Genomic DNA, 21,911 nt, shown 5'->3' with positions numbered 1-21,911 from the left:
GACAATATTTTGAACACGGGGTCTGTTTGTTGTCAAACGGACTGCAGGTTGATATTATTAAGGAGATGTGTATGCGTGAAGGATCAAGCACTTACTCTAGATTCTTCGCACGAGGAGGTTTTAATCAAGTGAAGGAACAGGTAACCTTGGAGCTGGGTTCGGAAGCGGCTGCCGCGGTTGAAACGCCGGTTAGCGCACCTGCGAGCTGGAGAGATTTTGTTCAGCTGGCCAAGCCTGGTATATTGTTTTCCAACTCCATTACGGCCTTCGGCGGCTTCTGGGTCGCGTCAGGCTGGCAAATCGACTGGATGAAACTGATATTCACGCTGCTCGGAACCGCGCTTGTTATGGCTTCAGGCTGTGTGCTCAATAATTATCTTGATCGCGATATGGATACCAAGATGGAACGGACGCAGAAGCGTGCTTTGGCCACTGGAAGGATTGCTCCTCAAACGGTGCTTTGGTACGGCATTACCCTGGGAATCATTGGTCTGTCCGTGCTTTGGTTTTTGGCCAATCCGATCGCGGCGCTGCTCGGCCTCATCGGACTATTCGTCTATGTCTGGATCTATACGGCTTGGTTTAAGCGGACCTCGGTATGGAGTACGGTCGTCGGCAGCTTCTCCGGAGCCGTTCCTCCGGTAATCGGCTATTGCGCCGTCAACCCGCAGCTTGATGCCGGTGCGCTTGTTTTGTTCGGTATTTTGTTCCTTTGGCAGCCGCCGCACTTCTGGGCGCTCGGCATCCGCCGGATGGAAGAGTATCGTGCCGCCGGATTTCCCTTACTCCCGGTTGTGAAAGGGACGTATATTACCAAAATGGCGATGATTCGTTACATCGTTCTGCTTATTCCGGTTTCTCTGCTGCTCTATCTTTTCGGTTATGTGGGTTCGCTTTATTTCTATGCAGCGACCGTCATGGGGCTGTATTGGGCGTATATTAGCCTGAAAGGATTTAAAGCGGAGGACGAAGTGCAATGGGCGAAAAAAACGTTTATTTACTCCATTAATTATTTGATCCTGCTGTTTATTGCAATGGTAATCAGCACGACCCCTTTACCGTAAAAGTTATATACGGATTGGATATGGAGCTATAATCCCACGGCACCTGCGGCCTGGGATTTATTTTTTAGAGGAGAAAGGAAGGTAATTATGCAAAAAAACGGATTTAAGGTCATCATCATGGTTTTGTTGGTCGGGCTGATCGCAACATTTGCCTATATGCTATTCAAAGAGCCGGAAGAAGAAAAGATCGGCGTGCTCAAAAAAGCTCCGGAATTTAAGCTGGAGAATCTGGACGGGAAGCAGGTTGCTCTGGCGGATACAGCCGGAAAAGCGAAGCTCATTTATTTTTATTTTTCCACTTGCCCTGACGTTTGTATCCCAACTACTTATACGCTTTCCAAGATTCAAGCTGCCCTGATCGAGAAGGGAGCTTTTCCGGATAAAACGGCTCTCATGTCGATTACGTTTGATCCGGATAGGGATACGCCTGAGCGGCTGAAGGAATTCTCGGAGCGCTACCAAGCGGACTACCGGGGCTGGTATTTCTTGCGCGGGAATCAGGATGAGGTCATTAAGCTGGCTAGCGATTATGGCGTGATGGTTGTTAAGGATCCAGGGGGAGAAACGTATACTCACAGTAACTTATTTTTGCTGGTGGACGGCAAAGGCGATCTCCGTACCTATTACAGCGGTCATGATGAGGACCTGGATGTCGAGAAAGTGGCTGACGACCTTATCCGAATCAGCAAAGAAAAGTAAGTCGTTCACGGAAAGGCATCGGGGGACAACACCTGCATGAGTTATTTTTGGTACATTTTATTAAATAATGTCATTCCATTGCCCGTGATGATCGTAATTGGGGCTGTTTTATACCGGGCGTTCAGCTGGGCAGCATGAAATGGAAGCTTAACTTTTCTGACGTCATGCTGTCCAATGTGCTTCGGCTTCTGATCGGACCAGCCGTTGGGTTCTGGATCGTCATGGCGATGGGAATCGAAGGAGTGATGGCGCAGGCGCTTGTGCTGTCGTGCGCGGTTCCGTCATCGTTAAGCAGTGTGCTCATTGCGGTCGAATACGACAACGAGCCTGAGTTTACGTCCCAGGTGGTGTTCTCATCAACGCTTTTCAGTATATTTACAGTAACGGCCGTCATCTATTTCATGAGCTTCATAACTTGATTAAGGCGGAAGCTGAGTTAAAACCTTTCGAAGGTCGGGAAAGTGGGGGGATACACGATGAACTCCTCCAGCCCGGCCTTTTCCAACTGCTGAATTAAATATTCATCAGGCGTACCTTCTACGCCGGCATAGCCCCGCCTGGTATAGATTTGCTCGGCATCGGGAAATGAATCTCTTAAGATGGCTCGAATTTTTTTGCCGGATGAATCGTTATCGGTGAACAAATAAACGTATCGATCGCCGATTTTCTTTTTTAAAGCTTCAAGGCGCTCTGTGTTGAGCGAACCGAATGTACATACAATAAGAATGTCTTCCGTCAACAGACGCTTCAGTCTGCTTTTATCGTTCTTACCCTCCACGATGATGGCAATGGACATCGAATCCCCCATTTCTGTGTAGATGCGTTGCTTTCTTAATCGTAGTATATAACTTTTTGTAGTTCGAACCAAACCACTGCCATTATTTCCTAGGAAATGTCGAATGCACGGGAAGCTGTCATTCATTCTGGCCCATTAATCCGTCATGGAGGAGGATGGGCTATTTCTTATGGCTGTAAGTTTTTAATACGGCACAAAAAAGGCCTGACGTCGCGTCAGGCCTTTTCATTGGAGAGTGGTCATTCTTGTTCTTGCACGCGTATTGTACTAGTTAATGAAGTTTGCTCTCTTGAGCAGACGTTGCAGCATGGTAGCGGACTGTGCGCGGGTTGCCGTATCACGAGCACCCAGCGTATTTTCAGTCATACCGTCTACGATACCTGCTTCAATAGCTGTTGCCATTTCGTTGTCCGCCCATACGATCGTATTGGCGTCAACGAATTTTTCGAGCACTTGAGTTTGTCTCTGAGTGGAAACTACCGGCTTCGCCCCAGCATAAGCAAGAGCGCGTACAACCATCGCCGCGAGCTCCTCGCGATTGATCGAAGTATTCGGGCGGAACGTGCCGTCCTCGTAGCCATCAATAATCTTGGCAGAGGCCGCAGCTCTTACAACACCGGAGTACCAAGCGCTAGAAGCAACGTCGCTAAACGTGCCGCCGCCCGTACCGCTTGCATCAAGACCAAGGGAACGAACAACGAGCGCTGCGAATTCAGCACGGGTGATGCTGCGTTCCGGTTCGAATGTCGTGTCGGTTACGCCGTCAATCACCAGCTTGTTAGCCAGCAGTTGAATGTAGCTCTGTGCCCAGTGACCGGAGATGTCGTTGAACGCTTTGTTCAACTCGATAACCGCATAAACACTGCTTCCATTGCGTTTCAACACGGCTTCATTCCCCGAGAAGAGAGCAGGAACAAAACTCAGCCTGTTGGTTGTCGGATTGAACAGAACACCGGTCGCTTTAGATGGGTCAACCGTTTTATTCAGCGGAAGAACACGGCTTAAATAATGGTTACCCAGGTCAAGGACAGCCGTTTGGTTGTCTTTGCCTAAACCTACGATGTTAAAGTCAACCATGCCGCTTACTACCGTACCGCCGAGTACTCTCGCTGCAGCAGAAACGCCGTCAGTAGTCGCTTGGTTCGCTTGGGCAATGCTGACTCGGATGATCAGGTCGTTGACGGAAACGGACAGCTTACCAGCAAGGTCCTGCAGCTTCAGCACATTCAACGGGATGTTGTACATGCCGTTAGCATTTTTAACCTTCAGCAGCTTCTTGGGGTTCGATACGAAGCTTTCCAGCGCCTTGGCCGGAATCAACGCAAGGTCGCCGCTGAGTGTCAACGTAACCGTATCGTACTGCTCGAACGAGTTTTTCAACTTGTCGGCATTGATGGAACCGTCAGCACCTACGCTGATGTCTTCGGAGGCGCTAGTATCTACGCCGGCACCGCCGCCACCACCACCGCCGCCACCGCCGCCACTACCGCCGGTAGAATCGTCGCTAGTATCGCGGTAAACGGTTTGATACACGGACTCGTTGACGCTCAAGCCAACAGGGCCGTAGAGGTTAATGTAGTCATAATTACCAATGTTTGAAAAATTAAAGTTGTAATGATATCTTCCGTTTACTTCGTCGTACACGCTATATGTAGCGGTTGTAACGCCAATTTGATTACCGCTCGGGTCATAAGCGTATACCGTGGCGCTTACGCCTGTATCGTATACGTCGGCATATACCGAACCGGATACTGAGCCGTTATTGTACGGTGTGTCCATTTTAAATCCCGGGGCTGCAAAAGCGAGCACAGGCAGTAGGACGGAGAAGATCAGCATCAGTACGGTGACTTGCGCTGTTTTTTGGAGAACAGCAGGCTTCATGCGGGTATCACTCCTATCAGATTTTGCGAATAGTGATGAACGGGTATTACGATGAACAAGTTTCGTTGGCAAATGCAATTCACCTCCTTTTCCATGTGAATTCCCTTTATATGGATTCGAACCGAGCATGTGAATTTATGTCCGTTCTACCAAGTAAAGGGGGGAGTCGGTTTCGTTCGTCAATCTTACGAACATTACCCAGATTTGTCCGAACTGAAACCTTTGGACTTCCAAAGTTTAACGAGTGAAACGCATACAAAGTTGCGTCATTTTACAAATTATGGACTAAAGTACCATAATATTGGGACTGTCGTAGCGCTTATATATTCTATCTGGGACCAGTCTATAGGGGCGTAATTTAACCTTATAATCCACCGGAAAACCGCGTTTTCCTTGGCCTATTCTCCTATCGGTGTTTTTTGATTTTGTCGAATTTCGCCGTGCAATCCCCGAACAGAAAAAGTAGTGAGATTAATGGCATGATGAAAACCGCCCGCTTGGCGGACGGCCGTTGTGGAAAACTTCAGTTGAATATGAGATCGCATGGGTGATACAAAGGCGCAGTAAGCCGGATAGCCAGCTTATGCTTTAATCGGAGCGGTAAACGCTCGAAACGGAAGGATAGAGAGCGCCAGCATCAGGCAAAGGAAGGCGATAAAATAAGGGGACATGTGCGTACGGATGTAGCCTGCGGCCAAAGGGCCGATAAAGGCACCGATGGAATACGAAATCGACAGCAGCGAAAAGACGCGGCCGTATCTGTTGGAGCTGGTGACGTCTGCGAGCACGGTGGCGATCGCCGGAAAAATAACGCCCTTTGCCATCCCGATCATGAACAGCGAGGCATACATAGGAAGGGGCCAATGCACAGACATGCCGAAAAAAATCAACGCAAGCGCCAAGCTTCCCAGCGACGTGCGAAGGACAGGAGATACCCGGCTCAAAAACAGCATGCTCAGCGTAACCAACGCGCCCAAGCTGACAAGAGAGAAGAACACACCTGAGGTTAGAATCGATCCGTGCGTCTCTTTCATCAGAGGAAGCTCAAAGAAAAGGATCCCTTGGGAGCACGAAATGGCTAACGGCACGGCATAAAACAACCATGGAATGGTACCGGATTCTTCATGGACCTCATCCGGATGAAGAGCTTTAAGCGCATGTGCGTTACCTTGTGGAGTCAGCTTGGCAGGTGTTTGTTTGTATTTCCCCTCCTTTACGCCGATCCAAGCCAAAATGCCGGTAATAATGAGTCCCCAACCAAGAAACGTGAACGACTGGGCAAATCCATACTTCGCGACGAGAAAGGCGCCTGCCGCCGGGCTCAGCACCGATGCGAACGTATGTACCATGCCGTTGCCCGCCATCAATTTGCCCTGTTGCACTCGGTCTTTGGCGATTTTGGCGAGCAGAGACAGACAAGCGGGAGATAAAAAAGCAAGTACGAAGCCGCTGATGGAACGGATGATCAGAAGCTCCCAGGGGTCGGTCACACGTGATTGAATTAGCAGTACGATTCCTGCTACAATCAGGCTGAACACAATAAAGCCTTTGCTGCCGTAACGGTCGACGCCATAGCCGGCAATCAAGTTGCCCGGCAGGTGAGTAATGGAATAGACGCCCAGGATTAATCCTATGAAGGAAGGCGCCGCACCGAGGGAGATGGCGAACGGAGAAAGAATCGGGTACTGCGCATGAAGATCGAAAAAAGCGACGAACATGAACAGATAGAGCCATACGGCGGTTTTCATGGAATCACCTCGCATCTAATGGGTGTGGCTGTCCGATAGCCTGTCACTCTATACGTTTACGTTGGGGAACCAACGGATAGTACAAGTATTTTGAAACCTCGCTCCGCTGAGACATGAGAATTTAATGAGGTGCCATATGGAAAAGGTCATGATGATCCTGTTTGTGCTCCTTCTGCTTATTTCGTTGTTCCGGTTGGGCAGTACCTACCGGGGCACTCGAAGATCGGACCGTGGAGGAGAAATCAAGCGTAAGCTCACTGAGCTGCGTAAAAAAAGAGATGAAGAGTAACTGATCATTGGTGTATGATGAGGAAACGATATGATATCTTGTTTATAAAGAGAGGAACAGGTTATTCAAGGGGGAGAACGGAATGGATTTTATTTCAACATTTTTGGCGGAGCGCTGGTTTGTCATTGCGGCCGCACTGGTTATACTGTTTGTTGTCATTACAGTAGTGAAAACGGTAATGAAATGGGTTATTGTGCTCGCGCTGCTGGCAGGCCTGTTCTTTTACGGAGCAAGCTACAAGGATCAACTGCTGGAGCTTGGTTCAACGGTGGGCGCCAAGGTGGCGGAGGAAGCAAAAGCGCAGGCGATGAGCGTGATCACGGAGGAAGCGAAAGATGCGAAATATACAGTAAATCCGGACGGTTCATATTCGGTTACGACGAAGAGTGTGAAGCTGGACGGCAGGCCTGGTGAGAGCAGTGTCCAAGTGACCTTTATGAATCAGACGTTCACTTGGAATCTGGATGATATCACGAGAGCCCTGATTGAACAGGCGAAGAATAACGCGGGACATTAGTCCCTTTGCCCACGTCCCGGCGGCGGAAGGAGGAAAAGCGTTGAACGGTATAGAACAGCTGCAGGCGATTAACCTGATCACACTTCTTATTGCAGTCACATTTATCGTTTCAGTCTTTCAAGGTCTTTATCGCGGCGCTTCTTCATCTGCCCGGCATCTGGCGCTGATGGTGACCGAAGGGATTGTTACGCTGCTAAGCCTTTTGCTGGCTTGGGAGCTGACTTCCTGGCTGTCACCCAAGCTGCAGGCTTGGCTTGTAGGACTGGAAGTAAAGATCCCTCAGTATGAGCTTGGTTTTTTTGAACAGCTATATTACACCGCAGTTACAGGGGTAAGAGATTTTTCATTACTCAGGTTCAGTGTGTTATTCGTACTGGGTTACGGTATGATCAAACAGCTGGTATACCGTATTGTCGATCCGTTGGCGGACCGTTGGGTGTCAGAGCGGCGGGAATTTGGCCGTGAGGGCTATGCGCGGAGAACCCCCACACTGCTCAGCAGCATGATCGGAAGCGTCATCGGAGCGGTAACCGGGCTTGGGCGGAGTCTTCTGATGATTGCGGCATTCTTCATCGTTACAACCCTGTTCCCGCAGACGCCGGTGGCCGGTTACATTCAAGTATCGTCACTGTATCAGAAGGGTGCCAAGGAAGTGATTCAGCCGGTCACAGGCGACTTTTTCTCCAGCCAGCTTCCTGTATTTACACGGGCGGTTGAGCAGGAATTCGGCAACATCCTGCAGCGTAAATATGAGCTGGTAGACGCGGCTGTTCCTGCAGACATTGCACAGGCAGCCAAACACGTGACCGAAAAAGGTGAGACGGATGAAGATAAGGCGAAGCTTCTGTACCGCTGGGTAGGAACCCGAATCAAGTATGATTGGGATAAGGTCCGAATGTATGAAGAACAGCGGATTTGGAAAGAGCAAACGCCTGCAGATACGTTTAGCTCCAGAAGAGGCGTCTGCATCGATTTCTCCAGATTGTATGCCGTTATGGCCCGTTCCGTAGGGCTGGATGTGAAGGTTGTCACAGGTCTCGGTTATGACGGTCGCGGAGGGTATGGGCCGCACGCTTGGAATGAAGTGTTCTTGACCGAGAAGAACGAGTGGGTCCCGCTCGACTCTACTTGGGTGGCCAGCGGAGGTAACTGGTTCAATCCACCGAATTTTCACGAAACGCATATCAAGGAAAGTTAAAACACGGCAAGCCGGACTGTCGCCTATTGGTCGATTTCTCCGGCTTTTTTCATGAGAGATTTTTGTGGTACACTTGTAAAGGTAGGCATAAACCAACATGAGGGGGGCATCAAGTTGCCGCCGCAAAAACCGTTAGAACATTATAAGGCCGTATTTTTTGATGTTGGCGATACGTTATTGACGATCCCGGCTGCCAGAGTGATCATGCAGCAGTTTCTGGCGAGCCGTTCTTTTCATCGCGGTGAGGAGCGTATCGATGAACTTTTTACCGAGGCGTTTCGTCTCTTTTATTACGGGAAACAGTTGGATCCGTTTGAGGCATGCACGCCTGAATCCGACCGCGCCTTCTGGATGAAGCTCTACCGTTATATTTTACAGCACCTGGGCGTAGAGGAAGAGCGGTGGACGGAAGAACAAATTCATATTTGCTGCCATGAGCTCTATGACCTGTTCACCTCGCCTCAGCATTATGCGCTGTTCGAGGATGTGGAGGAGTGTATGGCGGCCCTGAAAGAGCGGGGCTTACGGCTCGGCATTATATCGAATTTTGCGACGACACTGCGTTCGATTCTGGAGCATAAACGGATTATGCATTATTTCGATCCGGTGATCGTGTCTACGGAGGTTGGTTTGGAGAAGCCGGACCCGGCGATATTCCAGCTGTCACTGGAGCGCTCGGGGCTCGCGGCGGAGGATGTACTTTATGTAGGCGACCACGATCTCAATGATATTTGGGCGCCTGCGCAGGCGGGTATCGACGCCGTCAAGATTAAGCGTTACGATTACCATACCGGAGACGGTATTCATTCGCTGCGCGAGCTCCTTGAGGATCGCAAGTAACCAGGGAATAAGCAACAAAGAAGCAAAGGAGCACCAAAGGAAATGAAAAAGCCCATCGGAATGGATGACCCGCAAAAGCAGGAGATGAGCAAACGCCGCAATTTTACTTTTCGCATCAATCTGTTTTTTTTCTTTACCTTTTTCCTGTTTTCCGTATTGATCGTAAGGCTGGCGATGCTTCAATTCGTCGAGGGCAAGGAACTGCAGGCAGAGAAAGACAAGATCAATAAAGCGAACACACCGATCCCGCCGATCCGGGGTAACATCTATGACCGGGTTGGAGCGCCGATCGCTTACACGACATCCACACAGTCTCTCTATTTTCGCATAGAATCGGATCAGCCGCAGGACGAAGTCATCGCGCTTGCCCGCAAGCTGGCTGATATTTTCGCCAAATTCGGGAGCCCCACCGCTCCGCAGCTGACGCCGGAAAATATTATCCTGGATATGGATGTCGGATATGATTTGGATAAGAATAAAGTGAGCTCGCCGAGCTACTTTTCCGTTCCGCGGCGCATCAAGTCCGGTCTGACGCCGGACGAAATGGCTTATCTTCTTGAGCACAGGGATGAGCTGAAGTGGATTGAAATCATGGAGGAAAGCATCCGGCTTTACGACCAGGAGACGATCGCAGTCCAACTGGTCGGGTATATGCGTCCCTTCTCCAGAGCTAGGGAAGCGAGATACGGCTTGAACTTCTATAAGGACAAGACGAAGACGGAAGGATACATGGATACGGAATACGTCGGCTACGACGGGATCGAGCTCATGTATCAGGAGCAGCTGCGGGGCCAGAACGGGATGAAGTCTTACCCTGTCAACGCCCAGCACAAAATCATCGGACCCGTGGAAATCACGAAGCCGGTGAAAGGAAATAACCTCTTTCTGACGATCGACCGGAACGTGCAGCTGACCACGGAGCAGGCCATTATGGATCATATTAAATATTTAAAGAGTCCAGAAGGTCGCGCTAATTCTTATGTCGCCAGGGGAAGGAATGCCGTTGCGGGATATGCTGTCGCCATGGAGGTCGATACGGGGAAAGTCGTCGCGATGGCCAGTATGCCAGACTACGATCCGAGTGTATGGGCTGGAGGTATTCCTCAGAGCGAGTATGACCGGATACAGCCCTACGTGAATAACGGCACCATCACAACGGCCTATCCGGATTATCCGACCAAGGAGGAGCGGGATAAGCACCCTACCTCGATTGTTTACATGGGATCCGTTATTAAACCGTTGTCCGTACTGATCGGGTTAAACGAAGGCTTATTTACTCCAAGTACTAGGTACCCTGATACCGGTGTGTTCACCTACGGGAAGGACAATAACGCCAGACTGCGCAACTCCGACGGCAAAGCTTGGGGGATGATCAATGCCACGCAGGCCATCCAGTACTCGTCCAATACGTTCATGTCCGCCATGATCGGCAACGCTTTGTATATGAAAACCGGCGGTACCAAAGCGATCGAGACATGGGACCAATACTTGGCTAAATTCGGCCTTGGCGTATTGACGGGGAGCGGCTTACCCAAGGAGTACGAGGGCTTGAGCGAATACAAAACCAACACGAGAGAAAGCCCGCAGCAGCGCATGGTTTTCGCCTCCTGGGGTCAGAACCAGAAATATACCACGCTTCAGCTAGCCCAATTCGTTACTACGCTCGCTACTCGCGGAGAGCGGCTGCAGCCGCTGCTTGTAGACCGAATTGAGACCTATGAAGGGCAGCTGGTCCAAAAGTTCGACCAAAAGGTCGTGCTGGATAAAAGTGAATTTCCGCAGGTTTATTGGGATACGGTGATTAAAGGGATGGAGAATGTTGGTGTGCAGGGCTTTGCAGACTTCCCTTATAAGTTTGCAAGAAAAACCGGTACATCCACACAGGTCGTCGGGGGCCGAGAAGTCGATAACGCCGTATTTATCGCCTTCGCTCCTTACGATAAGCCGAAGCTTGCCGTCGCCGTGGTCGTTCCCGAGGGAGGATTCGGTTCCTACGGCGCCGCGCCGATCGCGCGTAAAATTTTCGATGCTTATGATCAGAAGTATGGACTTGACGGTGTGCCCAAAGGCGCCGCAGGGGCTGCAAATGCTCAGCAATAAAGTGAATTCTGAATCTCCTCAAGCAGGAGATTTCTTTTTTAATAAAAATGTTGCACTAGGTAAACTTATTTGTGTATAATAAAAATATAGTCGGTAGGGAAACAATCATTGTCTGACTCAACATTTAAGGTCTAAGACAACATTTGGGCACCATATAGTTAAGTGCGGAATAAGATGAGGAAGATTGGAGAGAGTGAAATGGAAACTAAATCATCGATGTTATCATTCAAAAGGTTCATCATGACGATTCTTTTCTTGGGGTTGGCCGTTACCTTGGCCGCATGCGGAGGCTCGAAGGAAGTTGGAGGGAATACAGCTGATGAAGGAAAAATCAAAGTGACTTCTACCATCGGGATGATCCATGATCTGGTGAAGCAAGTTGGCGGAGAGCACGTCGAAGCTTACGGCTTGATGCAGCCCGGTGTAGATCCGCATTTATATAAGGCGTCACAAGGGGATTTAAAAAAATTGGAGCAGGCCGATATTATTTTTTATAACGGGCTGCACTTGGAAGGAAAAATGATCGATATTTTTGAGCAAATGGCTAAATCCAAGCCAACCGTAGCGGTTACGAAAAATATCGCCGAATCGGAATTGCTTGCTTCCGATGAAGAAGGAATGGAGCACGATCCGCATGTTTGGTTTAATGTGCAGCATTGGATCAGCGCAACGGAGACGATCCGTGATGAGCTTGTGAAGGTGGATGCCGCGCATGCAGACAGCTACAAGAGCAATGCCAATGCTTACATTAAGGAGCTGGAAGAAATGGATCAATACGCCAAAGCTCAACTGGCGACCATTCCACAGCAGCAGCGGGTCCTTGTCACCGCTCACGACGCTTTCGGATACTTCGGTAAAGCCTACGGCGTTGAAGTTAGAGGGCTGCAGGGAATGAATACCGCTTCGGAATACGGTTCCAAGGATGTCAGCGATCTTAGGGATTACCTGGTTGCTAATCAAATCAAGGCTGTATTCGTGGAATCCAGTGTTCCCAAGAAATCGATCGAGGCGGTCATTGAAGGCGCGAAAAGGCAAGGACATGAAATCCAGATCGGCGGTGAATTGTTCTCCGATGCGATGGGAGAGGAAGGCACCCCGGTAGGAACATACCTTGGCATGGTGCGTCATAATGTAGATACCATTGTAAAGGCGCTAAAATAAACATTTTCGATAGATGATTAAAGGAGTGAGCCGTATGAGAGAGCAGCAACGTCCGTTATCCATTGAAGGAATGACGGTTGCTTATCAGAAAAAACCCGTGCTGCAGGATATTACCTTCAACATCCCGGAAGGCAAGCTGATCGGTATCGTCGGACCGAACGGCGCCGGTAAATCCACGCTCATAAAAGCGGCCCTTGGACTCATCCCCCGTGTGACGGGGGACGTCTCCATCTATGGGAAACCTTATAAAGAGCAGCGGAAGCTTGTCGGATATGTGCCGCAGCGGGAGTCCGTGGATTGGGATTTTCCGACCAACGCTCTGGATGTCGTCATGATGGGGCGCTACGGGCACTTGGGCTGGTTTAAAAAACCGGGGACGAAGGAACGGCAGATCGCTATGGACTGCTTGGAAAAGGTAGGCATGGTTGACTTTGCCGGACGGCAAATTAGCCAACTTTCCGGGGGACAGCAGCAGCGCATTTTCCTGGCAAGGGCGCTGGCGCAGGATGCCCGGCTGTATTTTATGGATGAACCGTTCGTCGGTGTGGATGCCGCAACAGAGAAGGCGATTATTACTCTGTTGAACGAGCTTAAGAAGCAGGGTAAAACCGTGCTTGTTGTGCATCATGATCTTTCGACGGTCAAAGAATACTTTGACTGGGTTATGCTTCTGAATGTAAAGCTGATGGGGATCGGCCCGACCGATGAGTTATTTACGAAAGAAAACCTGCAGCGGACGTACGGCGGCAGACTGACCCTGCTGAACCGCAACGACGATGCGATCATAGTGAGTGCGAGGTGAGCGGAATGTGGACTCATGTAATGGAGCTTTTTCGCGATCCGAATATGCAGTGGATATTGCTCGGAAGCATACTGCTTGGCTTAAGCAGCGGCGTTCTGGGGAGCTTCGCCTACCTGCGGAAACAGAGTTTGATGGGTGATGCGCTCGCGCATGCGGCGCTTCCGGGCGTATGCATCGCTTTTATGCTGACGGGCTCCAAATCGATATTTTTCTTCCTGATCGGCGCGGTGGTTGCCGGGATCATCGCTACATTCGGTATTGGCTTTGTAACCCGCAATACACGAATCAAGCAGGATGCGGCGCTCGGAATCGTACTATCTGTGTTTTTCGGTCTCGGCGTCGTGCTGTTGACCAAAATTCAGCAAAGCGGTAACGGCAATCAAAGCGGGCTGGATACATTCATGTTCGGTAAAGCGGCTTCCATGGTATTGTCCGATGTCATTACGATGGCGGTGGCTGCGCTGGTACTTGTTTTCATCTGCGCTTTATTATTTAAAGAGTTCAAGCTGCTCAGCTTCGACCAAGGCTTTGCCAAAGGGATTGGACTGCCGGTCGCTTTCCTCGACCAGTTTATGATGTTCCTGATCGTGGTGGCTGTTGTCATTGGTATTCAAGCGGTCGGCGTTGTGCTCATGTCCGCACTGCTGATTACCCCCGCGGTATCCGCTCGATACTGGACGGATAAGCTTGGTCTGATGGTTGTCCTGTCGGGCACTTTCGGTGCGGTGAGCGGCTTCGTCGGAACGTTGATCAGCAGTAGCGCTAACAATTTGCCGACCGGACCGGTTAGCGTGTTGGCAGCAACACTGCTGTTCGTAGTCTCGGTGCTGTTCGCACCGCAGCGCGGAATGATATCCAAGCTGCTGGAGAGGCTGGCGGTGAAACGGAACGTACTCGCTGAGCTCAAGCAACAACCGAGACTGCACAGCTTTAGCGGGGCGGAGCAAGCCAATCATAAGGAGGGGCAGGCATGAACGACTTCTGGATCATTCTCACAGCGGTGCTTGTTGCCTGCTCCTGCAGCTTGCTGGGCTGCTTTCTGGTGCTGCGCCGAATGGCGATGATCGGGGACGCGATCAGTCACTCTGTACTGCCCGGCATCGTCATTGCATTCCTGATTAGCGGTTCCAAGGATTCCCTGTTTATGATGATCGGCGCTGCGGTTTTCGGACTAATCACTGTATATCTCATTCAGTGGTTTCACCAGAACGGGGTGCAGTCTGACGCCGCCATCGGCGTAGTATTTACGGCATTGTTTGCCGTGGGTGTCGTACTGGTCAGCTTGTACAGCCGGCAGGTTCATCTAGACCTTGATCATGTGCTGTTCGGTGAGATTATGTTCGTGCCTTGGGAACGATGGATGGTGGGGGAAATCGATCTCGGTCCGAAAGCGGTCTGGGTTCTCGGGTTTGTACTTACGCTCAGCAGCTTGCTGATCGGCTTGTTTTATAAGCAGTTCAAAATCTGCGCCTTCGATCCTGCGATGGCGGCTGCGGCCGGTATTCCGGTTGCCTTATTTCATTACCTTCTGATGGGACTAGTGTCTGTGACGACCGTGGCTTCATTCGAGAGCGTAGGCGCCATTCTGGTGGTGGGACTTTTGGTCGTACCGGCGGCAACAGCGTATTTGTTAACGGAACGGCTTAGCCGGATGATCTTCTACAGTATGGGCATCGGGGCACTCAGTGCGGTGTCCGGATACTACATCTCCGTGCTGCTGGATGCTTCGATTGCGGGCTGCATGATTACCATGGCCGGCATTCTGTTCGTTGTTGCACTGCTCTTCTCTCCGACGCATGGTGTTGTGTGGCGCAAGCTGAGGCAGAAGCGGTTGTCGCGGGAGGAAGCGGCGTAAGTTCATATGGGATGGAGTGAACCGTCCGGCATTCTGCCGGACGGTTTTGTATGTTTCTAACGAATAATTCAAACAAGAAGGAGGAATTGAGGCTACTTAAGTAAAAGTAGTAAGCAATATCATAATTCGACAAAGGTTATTGATTAAAAAATATAGTTAATTTATACTAGAAAAAGCTGAAAATGCTAGATTGCAAGGCACGGTGCGCAATAAAAATGTCGAAAAATAGCAATACATAAGATGCCCGTCCTTTCCTGTTATTAAGCATCATAAGCAATTTTTTTTCAAAATTTTAAGGAGTGGGCATATGGAAAAGTCGACGATAATCGGAATCGTTCTTGGTCTGGTAGCTGTTGTTGGAGGTATGGCGCTCAAGCATGCGCCGGTTGGGTCTCTGGTTAACCCTGCCGCTTTCATGATCATTTTTGTCGGTACGGCCGCATCGCTATTCATAGCCTTTCCGATGTCTGAGCTCAAGAAGTTTCCAAAATTAATGAAGCTTGTATTCACTACTCCCCAACTGACGTCCCGTGAAGAATTGATGCTATTGTTTCAAGACCTGGCTTCGATTACACGCCGGGAAGGTTTGCTGGCTTTAGAGTCGAAAGTGGACGAGATGCAAGACCCTTTCCTCCGTAACGGAATGAGGATGATCATTGACGGTAACGACCAGGAATTCGTACATGATGTGCTTATGGAAGATATCTCTGCAATGGAGGAACGGCATCGCGTGGGTGCGCTGATTTTTACACAAGCAGGGACGTATGCTCCAACGCTTGGCGTTTTGGGTGCGGTTATTGGTTTGATTGCCGCATTGGCGGATATGAGCGATATTAACAAATTGTCTGCCGCTATTGCCGCTGCATTCGTTGCTACTCTGCTTGGTATTTTTACTGGTTACGTATTGTGGCATCCGATAGCCAACAAGCTTAAAAGAATGTCCAGACGCGAAGTGGAGATACGTATGATGATGGTGGAAGGTCTTTTATCGATCCAGTCGGGTGTTTCGACGATCGCTATCAGCCAGAAGCTTTCTGTATTTATGACGCCTGAAGAACGCGCGAAGATGTCGGAGAAAGGGGCAGACGGCGGTGAAGAAAAAGCATAAGAAGGAGCATCATGAGGAACACGTCGACGAATCCTGGCTCATTCCTTATGCCGACCTCTTGACCTTGCTGCTCGCGCTTTTTATCGTGTTGTTCTCGATGAGCAGCATTGATGCGAAGAAGTATGAACAAATGAGCCAAGCTTTCAGTATGGCTTTTAGCGGGGGCACAGGGGTGCTTCAAAATGACGGTATAACTCCAATCCAAATGCCCAGCACTCCGAGCGAGGCCCAGACATCCGGCAACCAGACCGAACGTCAGGAGCAGATGAGACAAGAGCAAGAGGACATGGAGGAGCTGAAACGGCAGCTCGACCAATATATCCAAGATAATAATCTCACGACTCAACTGAATACACTGCTGAACCACTCGCATCTAATGATCACGATCAGCGATAATACGCTGTTTGATTCAGGCAGTGCGGAAGTGAAAACCGTTGCGAGAGACTTGGCCATGAGTATCTCTTCGATGCTGCGGGAGTATCCGGGGTACGAAATCAAGGTCTCCGGGCATACGGATAACCTGCCTATCCATAACTGGCAATACCGGTCTAACTGGGATTTAAGCGCAGATCGGGCGATTAATTTCATGAAGGTATTACTTGAGAATGCCGGCCTCGATCCGAGCCGCTTCAGTGCCGTAGGATTTGGAGAATACCGGCCGGTGGATACGAACGATACCTTAGAAGGGCGTGCCAAAAACCGTAGGGTGGAGGTCTCCATTCTCCGTAATTTTACGGATCAGACTCCAGCGGACGGAGCTTCTGCTCAATAATAAGAACAAAGCATCTGCGTAACTCCGGCTTGGGGTGCTGCGGATGCTTTTTTCTCATGAGACCTAAGCTGGAACCTGATTGGAAAAATGGTTGGCGCGAATATGACCCCATTTCCTGCGGACACTACGAATATGGTATACTGTTGTATCAGATTATTTTATCGTATTATTGCATGATAATGCTGTGCCACAAGGGTGCAGCTTGAGGAGGATTTGGAATCGTATGTGCGGGATTACCGGTGTTTTATATTTTGAGGACCGAGAGCCATCTCCAACTATGCTGAAAAGCATGACCGATATCATCGTTCACAGGGGACCGGACGATTTTGGATTTTGGAGCGAGAATCGCATTGGATTGGGCTTTCGCCGCTTGTCGATTATAGACCTGAGCGAAGGACACCAGCCCTTAGCCAACGAGGATGAAACCGTGTGGATTGTGTTTAACGGCGAGATTTATAACTATAAATATTTGCGCAATACGCTGCAGGCGAAGGGGCATCAATTCAAAACGCACAGCGATACCGAGGTCATCGTTCATTTGTATGAAGAATATGGTGAGGACTGCGTAAAGCATCTGCGCGGGATGTTCGGATTTGTCATTTGGGACCGCCGGAAGAAACGGTTGTTTGGGGCGCGGGACCATTTTGGAATTAAGCCTTTTTACTATTATAACGACGGTAGAAGATTCCTGTTTGGGTCGGAAATCAAAAGCATTCTGGCGGCCGAAGGGGTGGAGCGGACGATCCATACGGAGAGCCTGCTCAACTACTTGACGTTCCAATACGTGCCGGAGCCGACCACGATGTTCCAGGGCATTCATAAGCTCCCGCCGGGGCATACGGTGACCGTGTCGTACGACGGGGACATGAAGATTCGTCCTTACTGGGATCCGATGCTGGAACCGGATGAAAATCGTACTCTGGCCGATTGCGTGGAACAAGTACGGGAGGCTTTGAAGGACTCCGTCGTACACCATATGCAAAGCGATGTGGAGCGCGGCTGCTTCCTGTCCAGCGGCATCGATTCAACAGCGATCGCAGCGCATATGCGTAGAATTGAGCCGATCCGCACCTTCTCCGTAGGCTTTGAGGGCGCGAATAACGAGACGGTTATCGCCAGACAAACCGCACAGGCGCTCGATACGGAGCATTACGAAAAAATCATCACAGCCAAGGACTATTTTGCGACCTTGCCTAAGGCGGTATGGCATCAGGACGAGCCGGTAGCCGACCCGTCGGCGATCGCGCTTTATCATGTCGCGCAGCTCGCAAGGGAGCACGTTACCGTCGTGCTATCCGGAGAAGGAGCAGACGAGCTGTTCGGCGGCTACCGCATTTACCACGAGCCGCAGTCTCTGGCGCCTATCGAGCGTCTCCCCGCCGGAGTGAAACGGATGCTTCACGCACTTGCGCGGCTGCTGCCCGCAGGCGTATATGGACGGAACTACCTGCTTCGCGGCACGACCCCGCTGGAGGAGCGGTTCCTTGGCAACGCCAAGATTTTCAGCGAGGACATGAAGGCCGAAGTCGTTCGGGTGGATCAGGAAATGCTGAGAAGCTACCGAAATCCTTTGGAGATTGCCAAAGTGTTTTATGATAAAAGCAAGCATTTGGACCCGGTTTCCCGAATGCAGTATATCGATATGAATTTGTGGATGCCCGGGGATATCCTGATGAAGGCGGACAAGATGACGATGGCTCATTCACTGGAGCTGCGCGTACCGTTCCTCGATGTGGATTTGTATGAAGTAACGCGCCGCATTCCAGCCAAATACCGGATTGCGGAAGGCACGACGAAGTACGTATTCCGCAAAGCGATGGAAGGGATCATCCCGGACTTCATCCTGAACCGACCGAAGCTCGGGTTCCCGGTTCCGATGCGGGATTGGATGAAAGGGCCTCAGGGTCACATCATTATGGAGCAAATTGCCGGCAGCGGCATTGAAGATTACATCCGTATCGACACCGTGCGGGCCATGCTCAAAAACCATCAGAACGGTCAAGGAGATTATGCACGCCGGATCTGGACCATTTATATGTTCGCGCTCTGGCACACGACATATATGGAAGAGCTGCCGAGTCCGTCACTAGCGCATGCGTTGTAGAGGGGGTTATCACCAATGAGTCATTACAAACTAATTGCGCTCGATTTGGACGGAACGCTGCTTACGGACGATAAGCACATATCGGAGGAGAACAAGGCGGCCATCCGACTGGCGGAAGACGCCGGGGTTACCGTGATGTTTGCCACGGGACGCGGCGTGCAGAACGTTGAGGCGTATATCGAGGAGCTCGGACTCCGTTCGCCGCTGGTAACTGTAAACGGCAGCGAGGTATGGAAGGAGCCGGGAGTGCTCTTGGAGCGGCACGTCGTCGCTCCTGAGCTCATTCGCCGTATGCATGCCTTAGCGGTATATTACGATACGTGGTTCTGGGCATACTGCGTCGGCGACATTTATAACAAAGAGCGTTGGGTGCCGGAATCCGAGCTCGATGCGAAGCAGTGGCTGAAATTCGGTTATTTTACGGAAAACGTAGATAGTCTTGCTGTGATCCGACAGGAGCTTGCCTCATGGAACTTGTTGGAGATTACGAATTCCCATCCGTGGAACCTCGAGCTCAATCCAAAGGGCGTTAGCAAGGCGAGCGGCTTGCACCAGGTGTGCAGGCTGCTCGGGATCGAAATGTCGCAGGTTATTGCCATGGGCGACAGCTTGAACGACGTAGCGATGATTCGGGAAGCCGGTCTTGGCGTTGCGATGGGTAATGCTCAAGACGAAGTCAAGGCGCTGGCCGACATCGTTACCTTAACCAATGAAGAGAATGGCGTGGCCAAAGTGATTAGACAATATGCTTTAAAATAGTACAAAGACTGGAAGGAGGGACCGCTCGATGACGATTGCCGCTTGGCTCATCATCCTGATCTTATTTGCCGTGGGAATGGCCGGAGCCGTGTATCCGGTGCTGCCGGGCGCGCTGGCCATCTACGCCGCATTCTTTGTGTATGGCTGGATGATCGGCTTCGAGCCGTTCGGCCTCTGGTTTTGGCTCATCCAGACGACCATTGTGGCTGTCCTGATGGTGGCCGACTATGCGGTTAGTGCGCTGGGAGTCAAGAAGTTCGGCGGCACGCGCGCGTCTGTCATCGGAAGCACCGTTGGTCTCTTGATCGGTCCGATCGTCATTCCCGTAGCGGGTCTCTTAATCGGTCCTTTCCTCGGCGCGGTCATTGGCGAGCTAATCGCAGGGACCCAGCTGCGTCAGGCCTTTCGCGCAGGTATCGGCGCCGTGGTAGGATTTTTCTCAGGTCTTGTGGTCAAGGTAGCGCTGCAGCTTTTGATGATCATACTGTTTATTGTTTGGGTAGTAAGGTATTAACGGGGAAGAAGGGAACGTTTTGTCTAAAGATTCGTTAGTCAAAGGAACGCTGATATTGACCTTGGCTGCACTCGTAGCCAGGGCTCTTGGCGTGGTGCAGCGCATCCCGCTCGTCTATTTGCTTGGGGATATCGGCATGGCGGCATACGGTATCGCCTTCAATCTGTACTCCGTGCTGCTGGTCGTGGCTACGGCTGGGATTCCGAGTGCGCTCAGCAAAATGATATCCGAGCGGACCGCGCTGGGACAGCATGCGGAGGCCGATCGGATTTATAAGGCGGCGCTGTTGTTCGCCGCTGCCGCAGGAATTTTGATGACGGTGCTGCTGTATGCGGGAGCTCCTTATTATGCCAGAAGCATTGCCAACCCGGAGGCGGCGCTGCCGATTCAGGCGATCGCTCCGGCGCTTCTGCTGTTTCCGCTCATCGCGATTATGCGCGGCTATTTCCAAGGTCGGCGGATGATGATGCCTAACGGTATGTCGCAAATTATCGAGCAAATCTTCCGTGTGGCTACTTCCGTACTGTTGGCGTATTTACTTCTAAGCCACAGCTTGGAATATGCCGTTGCCGGCGCCTCGTTCGGTGGGGTGATGGGCAGCATCGCCGCAGTGGCCGTCATGCTGTATTACGCTATGCGTCTGAAGCGAAGTGATCGCAAGGAGCGGCTCGCCGAACCTGCGGAAGCGTTCAGGCCAGCCGCTGCCGAGCCATTGTTGGCGTTCAAGAGCATTTATTCACAGCTGTTTAGGCTCTCCATTCCTATCGTTATTTTCTCCATGACCGTTACGCTGATTTATACGATCGATGCATCGATCATTACGCTGCTGCTGAGGGATCAGATCGGAGAAATGGAAGCAAAGGAAATTTTGGGGATTCTTGTAGGACGGGCGCAGTCGTTGGCCGGTATCCCGATTATCCTCGCCATCGCGCTCAGTCAGTCGATCGTGCCGATCATTTCGGCGGCCTACTCGCAAAACGATATAAAGCAGGTCGAGGGGCAGACCGCCAGGGTGCTGCAGCTCTCCATCCTTACAGGTCTGCCGATGGTACTGGTGATCTGTGTCGCCGCGAGGCCGATCAATGCGTTTCTTTTCGGCAATCCTTCAGGATCGTCCGTCGTCGAAACCTTCGCCGCACCGATCATTATCGCGCTGACGGTCAGTGCGATCTTCCAAATCGTCATGCAAACCTCCGGCGCCGTGCTGATGGGCATGGGCCGGATGAAGGTGCTGGTAGTCGGTGTCATCGCAGGAATTGCCGTGAAGCTGATCGCAAGCTTCATGCTGTCTCCGTTGTTTGGCATTTACGGGATTATTGCCGCCACGGCGCTTTGTTTCATCGTCATGACTGTGATCAGTCTGCAGTCGCTTCGCCGAACGGTCCGCTTCCGTGTCTTCGGCTTGCGCCGTTGGGCCGGTCTTGCGGCAACGACCACCTTGATCGTGCTGGTGGGCATCGGACTGGATGCGGTAAGCCTCAGCTACATTCAACCGTTTGGCAGAGAGCGTTGGGACGCTATGGTACAAACGATATTGATCGTCGGAGTAACCGGTGCAGCTTATCCCGTATTGTTATTTTTGACACGAGTGATGACGTTTCAAGACCTGCAGCATTTGCCGGGTCCGCTGCGTAAGCTGGCAGGACCGATCTTAGCCCGCCTGGGCGGGAAGCGGCGGGGAGATCAGGGATAAGGGATTCGGAA

20 protein-coding genes and 1 pseudogene are annotated in these 21,911 nt (G+C 51.0%); 18 read left to right on the top strand and 3 right to left on the bottom strand.

The features are described from left to right. Nucleotides 1-128: 128 nt before the first annotated feature. The 3 genes and pseudogenes from cyoE to JOE45_RS10605 form a co-directional block, all read left to right on the top strand. Nucleotides 129-1,064: a heme o synthase gene (cyoE, locus tag JOE45_RS10615; protein WP_210020224.1), complete on the top strand. Its 936-nt coding sequence runs from the start codon at nt 129-131 to the stop codon at nt 1,062-1,064. An 87-nt stretch (nt 1,065-1,151) separates the two neighbouring features. Further along, nucleotides 1,152-1,763: an SCO family protein gene (locus JOE45_RS10610; RefSeq protein ID WP_210020225.1), complete on the top strand. Its 612-nt coding sequence runs from the start codon at nt 1,152-1,154 to the stop codon at nt 1,761-1,763. 116 nt (nt 1,764-1,879) lie between these two features. Beyond that, a pseudogene (locus JOE45_RS10605) lies at nt 1,880-2,182 on the top strand (AEC family transporter); the annotation flags it as partial. Between the two features lie 17 nt (nt 2,183-2,199). Here JOE45_RS10605 and JOE45_RS10600 read toward each other — a convergent pair. The 3 genes from JOE45_RS10600 to JOE45_RS10590 all read right to left on the bottom strand — a co-directional run bounded on the left by JOE45_RS10600 (nt 2,200) and on the right by JOE45_RS10590 (nt 6,188). Beyond that, a complete protein-coding gene (locus tag JOE45_RS10600) occupies nt 2,200-2,559 on the bottom strand; it encodes a toprim domain-containing protein (RefSeq protein WP_210020226.1) in 360 nt (119 codons plus the stop codon). Between the two features lie 267 nt (nt 2,560-2,826). Further along, nucleotides 2,827-4,440: an S-layer homology domain-containing protein gene (locus JOE45_RS10595; RefSeq protein WP_210020227.1), complete on the bottom strand. Its 1,614-nt coding sequence runs from the start codon at nt 4,438-4,440 to the stop codon at nt 2,827-2,829. A gap of 581 nt (nt 4,441-5,021) precedes the next feature. Beyond that, nucleotides 5,022-6,188, bottom strand: a complete 1,167-nt coding sequence (locus tag JOE45_RS10590; RefSeq protein ID WP_210020228.1) for an MFS transporter — start codon at nt 6,186-6,188, stop codon at nt 5,022-5,024. A gap of 136 nt (nt 6,189-6,324) precedes the next feature. Here JOE45_RS10590 and JOE45_RS10585 point away from each other — a divergent pair, with 136 nt between their 5' ends. The 15 genes from JOE45_RS10585 to JOE45_RS10515 all read left to right on the top strand — a co-directional run bounded on the left by JOE45_RS10585 (nt 6,325) and on the right by JOE45_RS10515 (nt 21,900). After that, nucleotides 6,325-6,477, top strand: coding sequence for a hypothetical protein (locus tag JOE45_RS10585; protein ID WP_210020229.1), 153 nt, complete (start codon nt 6,325-6,327; stop codon nt 6,475-6,477). A gap of 82 nt (nt 6,478-6,559) precedes the next feature. Then, nucleotides 6,560-6,994 (top strand): hypothetical protein, encoded by a 435-nt coding sequence (locus tag JOE45_RS10580; RefSeq protein WP_210020230.1) that lies wholly within the window; start codon nt 6,560-6,562, stop codon nt 6,992-6,994. A gap of 40 nt (nt 6,995-7,034) precedes the next feature. Then, on the top strand, nt 7,035-8,192 hold the full coding sequence (locus JOE45_RS10575; protein ID WP_210020231.1) for a transglutaminase domain-containing protein: 1,158 nt from the start codon (nt 7,035-7,037) through the stop codon (nt 8,190-8,192). Nucleotides 8,193-8,306: 114 nt separating this feature from the next. Beyond that, the gene (locus tag JOE45_RS10570; RefSeq protein ID WP_245246845.1) at nt 8,307-9,032 is read left to right on the top strand and encodes an HAD-IA family hydrolase; all 726 of its coding nucleotides are present in this window, start codon (nt 8,307-8,309) and stop codon (nt 9,030-9,032) included. Nucleotides 9,033-9,074: 42 nt separating this feature from the next. Beyond that, a complete protein-coding gene (locus JOE45_RS10565) occupies nt 9,075-11,132 on the top strand; it encodes a peptidoglycan D,D-transpeptidase FtsI family protein (protein WP_210020233.1) in 2,058 nt (685 codons plus the stop codon). Between the two features lie 198 nt (nt 11,133-11,330). Then, on the top strand, nt 11,331-12,293 hold the full coding sequence (locus JOE45_RS10560; RefSeq protein WP_245246842.1) for a metal ABC transporter solute-binding protein, Zn/Mn family: 963 nt from the start codon (nt 11,331-11,333) through the stop codon (nt 12,291-12,293). Between the two features lie 34 nt (nt 12,294-12,327). After that, a complete protein-coding gene (locus tag JOE45_RS10555) occupies nt 12,328-13,095 on the top strand; it encodes a metal ABC transporter ATP-binding protein (RefSeq protein ID WP_210020235.1) in 768 nt (255 codons plus the stop codon). 5 nt (nt 13,096-13,100) lie between these two features. After that, the gene (locus JOE45_RS10550) at nt 13,101-14,069 is read left to right on the top strand and encodes a metal ABC transporter permease (protein ID WP_210020236.1); all 969 of its coding nucleotides are present in this window, start codon (nt 13,101-13,103) and stop codon (nt 14,067-14,069) included. Continuing rightward, on the top strand, nt 14,066-14,950 hold the full coding sequence (locus JOE45_RS10545) for a metal ABC transporter permease (protein WP_210020237.1): 885 nt from the start codon (nt 14,066-14,068) through the stop codon (nt 14,948-14,950). Before JOE45_RS10550 ends, JOE45_RS10545 begins: the two co-directional genes overlap by 4 nt. A 307-nt stretch (nt 14,951-15,257) precedes the next feature. Continuing rightward, on the top strand, nt 15,258-16,058 hold the full coding sequence (gene motA, locus JOE45_RS10540) for a flagellar motor stator protein MotA (protein ID WP_210020238.1): 801 nt from the start codon (nt 15,258-15,260) through the stop codon (nt 16,056-16,058). Then, a complete protein-coding gene (gene motB, locus JOE45_RS10535) occupies nt 16,042-16,830 on the top strand; it encodes a flagellar motor protein MotB (RefSeq protein ID WP_210020239.1) in 789 nt (262 codons plus the stop codon). The genes motA and motB overlap by 17 nt, the downstream gene beginning before the upstream one ends. Before the next feature lie 223 nt (nt 16,831-17,053). Further along, the gene (asnB, locus tag JOE45_RS10530; protein WP_210020240.1) at nt 17,054-18,934 is read left to right on the top strand and encodes an asparagine synthase (glutamine-hydrolyzing); all 1,881 of its coding nucleotides are present in this window, start codon (nt 17,054-17,056) and stop codon (nt 18,932-18,934) included. 15 nt (nt 18,935-18,949) lie between these two features. Then, entirely contained in the window at nt 18,950-19,693 is a 744-nt protein-coding gene (locus JOE45_RS10525) for a Cof-type HAD-IIB family hydrolase (protein ID WP_210020241.1), read from the top strand. A gap of 28 nt (nt 19,694-19,721) precedes the next feature. Beyond that, nucleotides 19,722-20,207 carry a DUF456 domain-containing protein gene (locus tag JOE45_RS10520; protein ID WP_210020242.1) on the top strand — a complete coding sequence of 162 codons (486 nt, stop codon included), beginning with the start codon at nt 19,722-19,724 and terminating at the stop codon, nt 20,205-20,207. A 19-nt stretch (nt 20,208-20,226) separates the two neighbouring features. Continuing rightward, entirely contained in the window at nt 20,227-21,900 is a 1,674-nt protein-coding gene (locus JOE45_RS10515) for a putative polysaccharide biosynthesis protein (RefSeq protein WP_210020243.1), read from the top strand. Nucleotides 21,901-21,911 lie beyond the last annotated feature (11 nt).

Origin of the sequence: Paenibacillus sp. PvR098, assembly GCF_017833255.1 — a bacterium.
In the GTDB taxonomy this organism is placed as follows: domain Bacteria; phylum Bacillota; class Bacilli; order Paenibacillales; family NBRC-103111; genus Paenibacillus_G.
This window is presented reverse-complemented; position numbering and strand designations above follow the sequence as displayed.

Coding starts and splice junctions, on each gene's coding strand:
- JOE45_RS10590 (WP_210020228.1), bottom strand. CDS start 6,188: ATGAAAACCGCCGTATGGCTCTATCTGTTCATGTTCGTCGCTTTTTTC.
- JOE45_RS10550 (WP_210020236.1), top strand. CDS start 13,101: ATGTGGACTCATGTAATGGAGCTTTTTCGCGATCCGAATATGCAGTGG.
- JOE45_RS10600 (WP_210020226.1), bottom strand. CDS start 2,559: ATGTCCATTGCCATCATCGTGGAGGGTAAGAACGATAAAAGCAGACTG.
- motA (WP_210020238.1), top strand. CDS start 15,258: ATGGAAAAGTCGACGATAATCGGAATCGTTCTTGGTCTGGTAGCTGTT.
- JOE45_RS10555 (WP_210020235.1), top strand. CDS start 12,328: ATGAGAGAGCAGCAACGTCCGTTATCCATTGAAGGAATGACGGTTGCT.
- JOE45_RS10525 (WP_210020241.1), top strand. CDS start 18,950: ATGAGTCATTACAAACTAATTGCGCTCGATTTGGACGGAACGCTGCTT.
- JOE45_RS10545 (WP_210020237.1), top strand. CDS start 14,066: ATGAACGACTTCTGGATCATTCTCACAGCGGTGCTTGTTGCCTGCTCC.
- JOE45_RS10565 (WP_210020233.1), top strand. CDS start 9,075: ATGAAAAAGCCCATCGGAATGGATGACCCGCAAAAGCAGGAGATGAGC.
- JOE45_RS10580 (WP_210020230.1), top strand. CDS start 6,560: ATGGATTTTATTTCAACATTTTTGGCGGAGCGCTGGTTTGTCATTGCG.
- JOE45_RS10610 (WP_210020225.1), top strand. CDS start 1,152: ATGCAAAAAAACGGATTTAAGGTCATCATCATGGTTTTGTTGGTCGGG.
- JOE45_RS10520 (WP_210020242.1), top strand. CDS start 19,722: ATGACGATTGCCGCTTGGCTCATCATCCTGATCTTATTTGCCGTGGGA.
- JOE45_RS10585 (WP_210020229.1), top strand. CDS start 6,325: ATGGAAAAGGTCATGATGATCCTGTTTGTGCTCCTTCTGCTTATTTCG.
- JOE45_RS10595 (WP_210020227.1), bottom strand. CDS start 4,440: ATGAAGCCTGCTGTTCTCCAAAAAACAGCGCAAGTCACCGTACTGATG.
- asnB (WP_210020240.1), top strand. CDS start 17,054: ATGTGCGGGATTACCGGTGTTTTATATTTTGAGGACCGAGAGCCATCT.
- JOE45_RS10560 (WP_245246842.1), top strand. CDS start 11,331: ATGGAAACTAAATCATCGATGTTATCATTCAAAAGGTTCATCATGACG.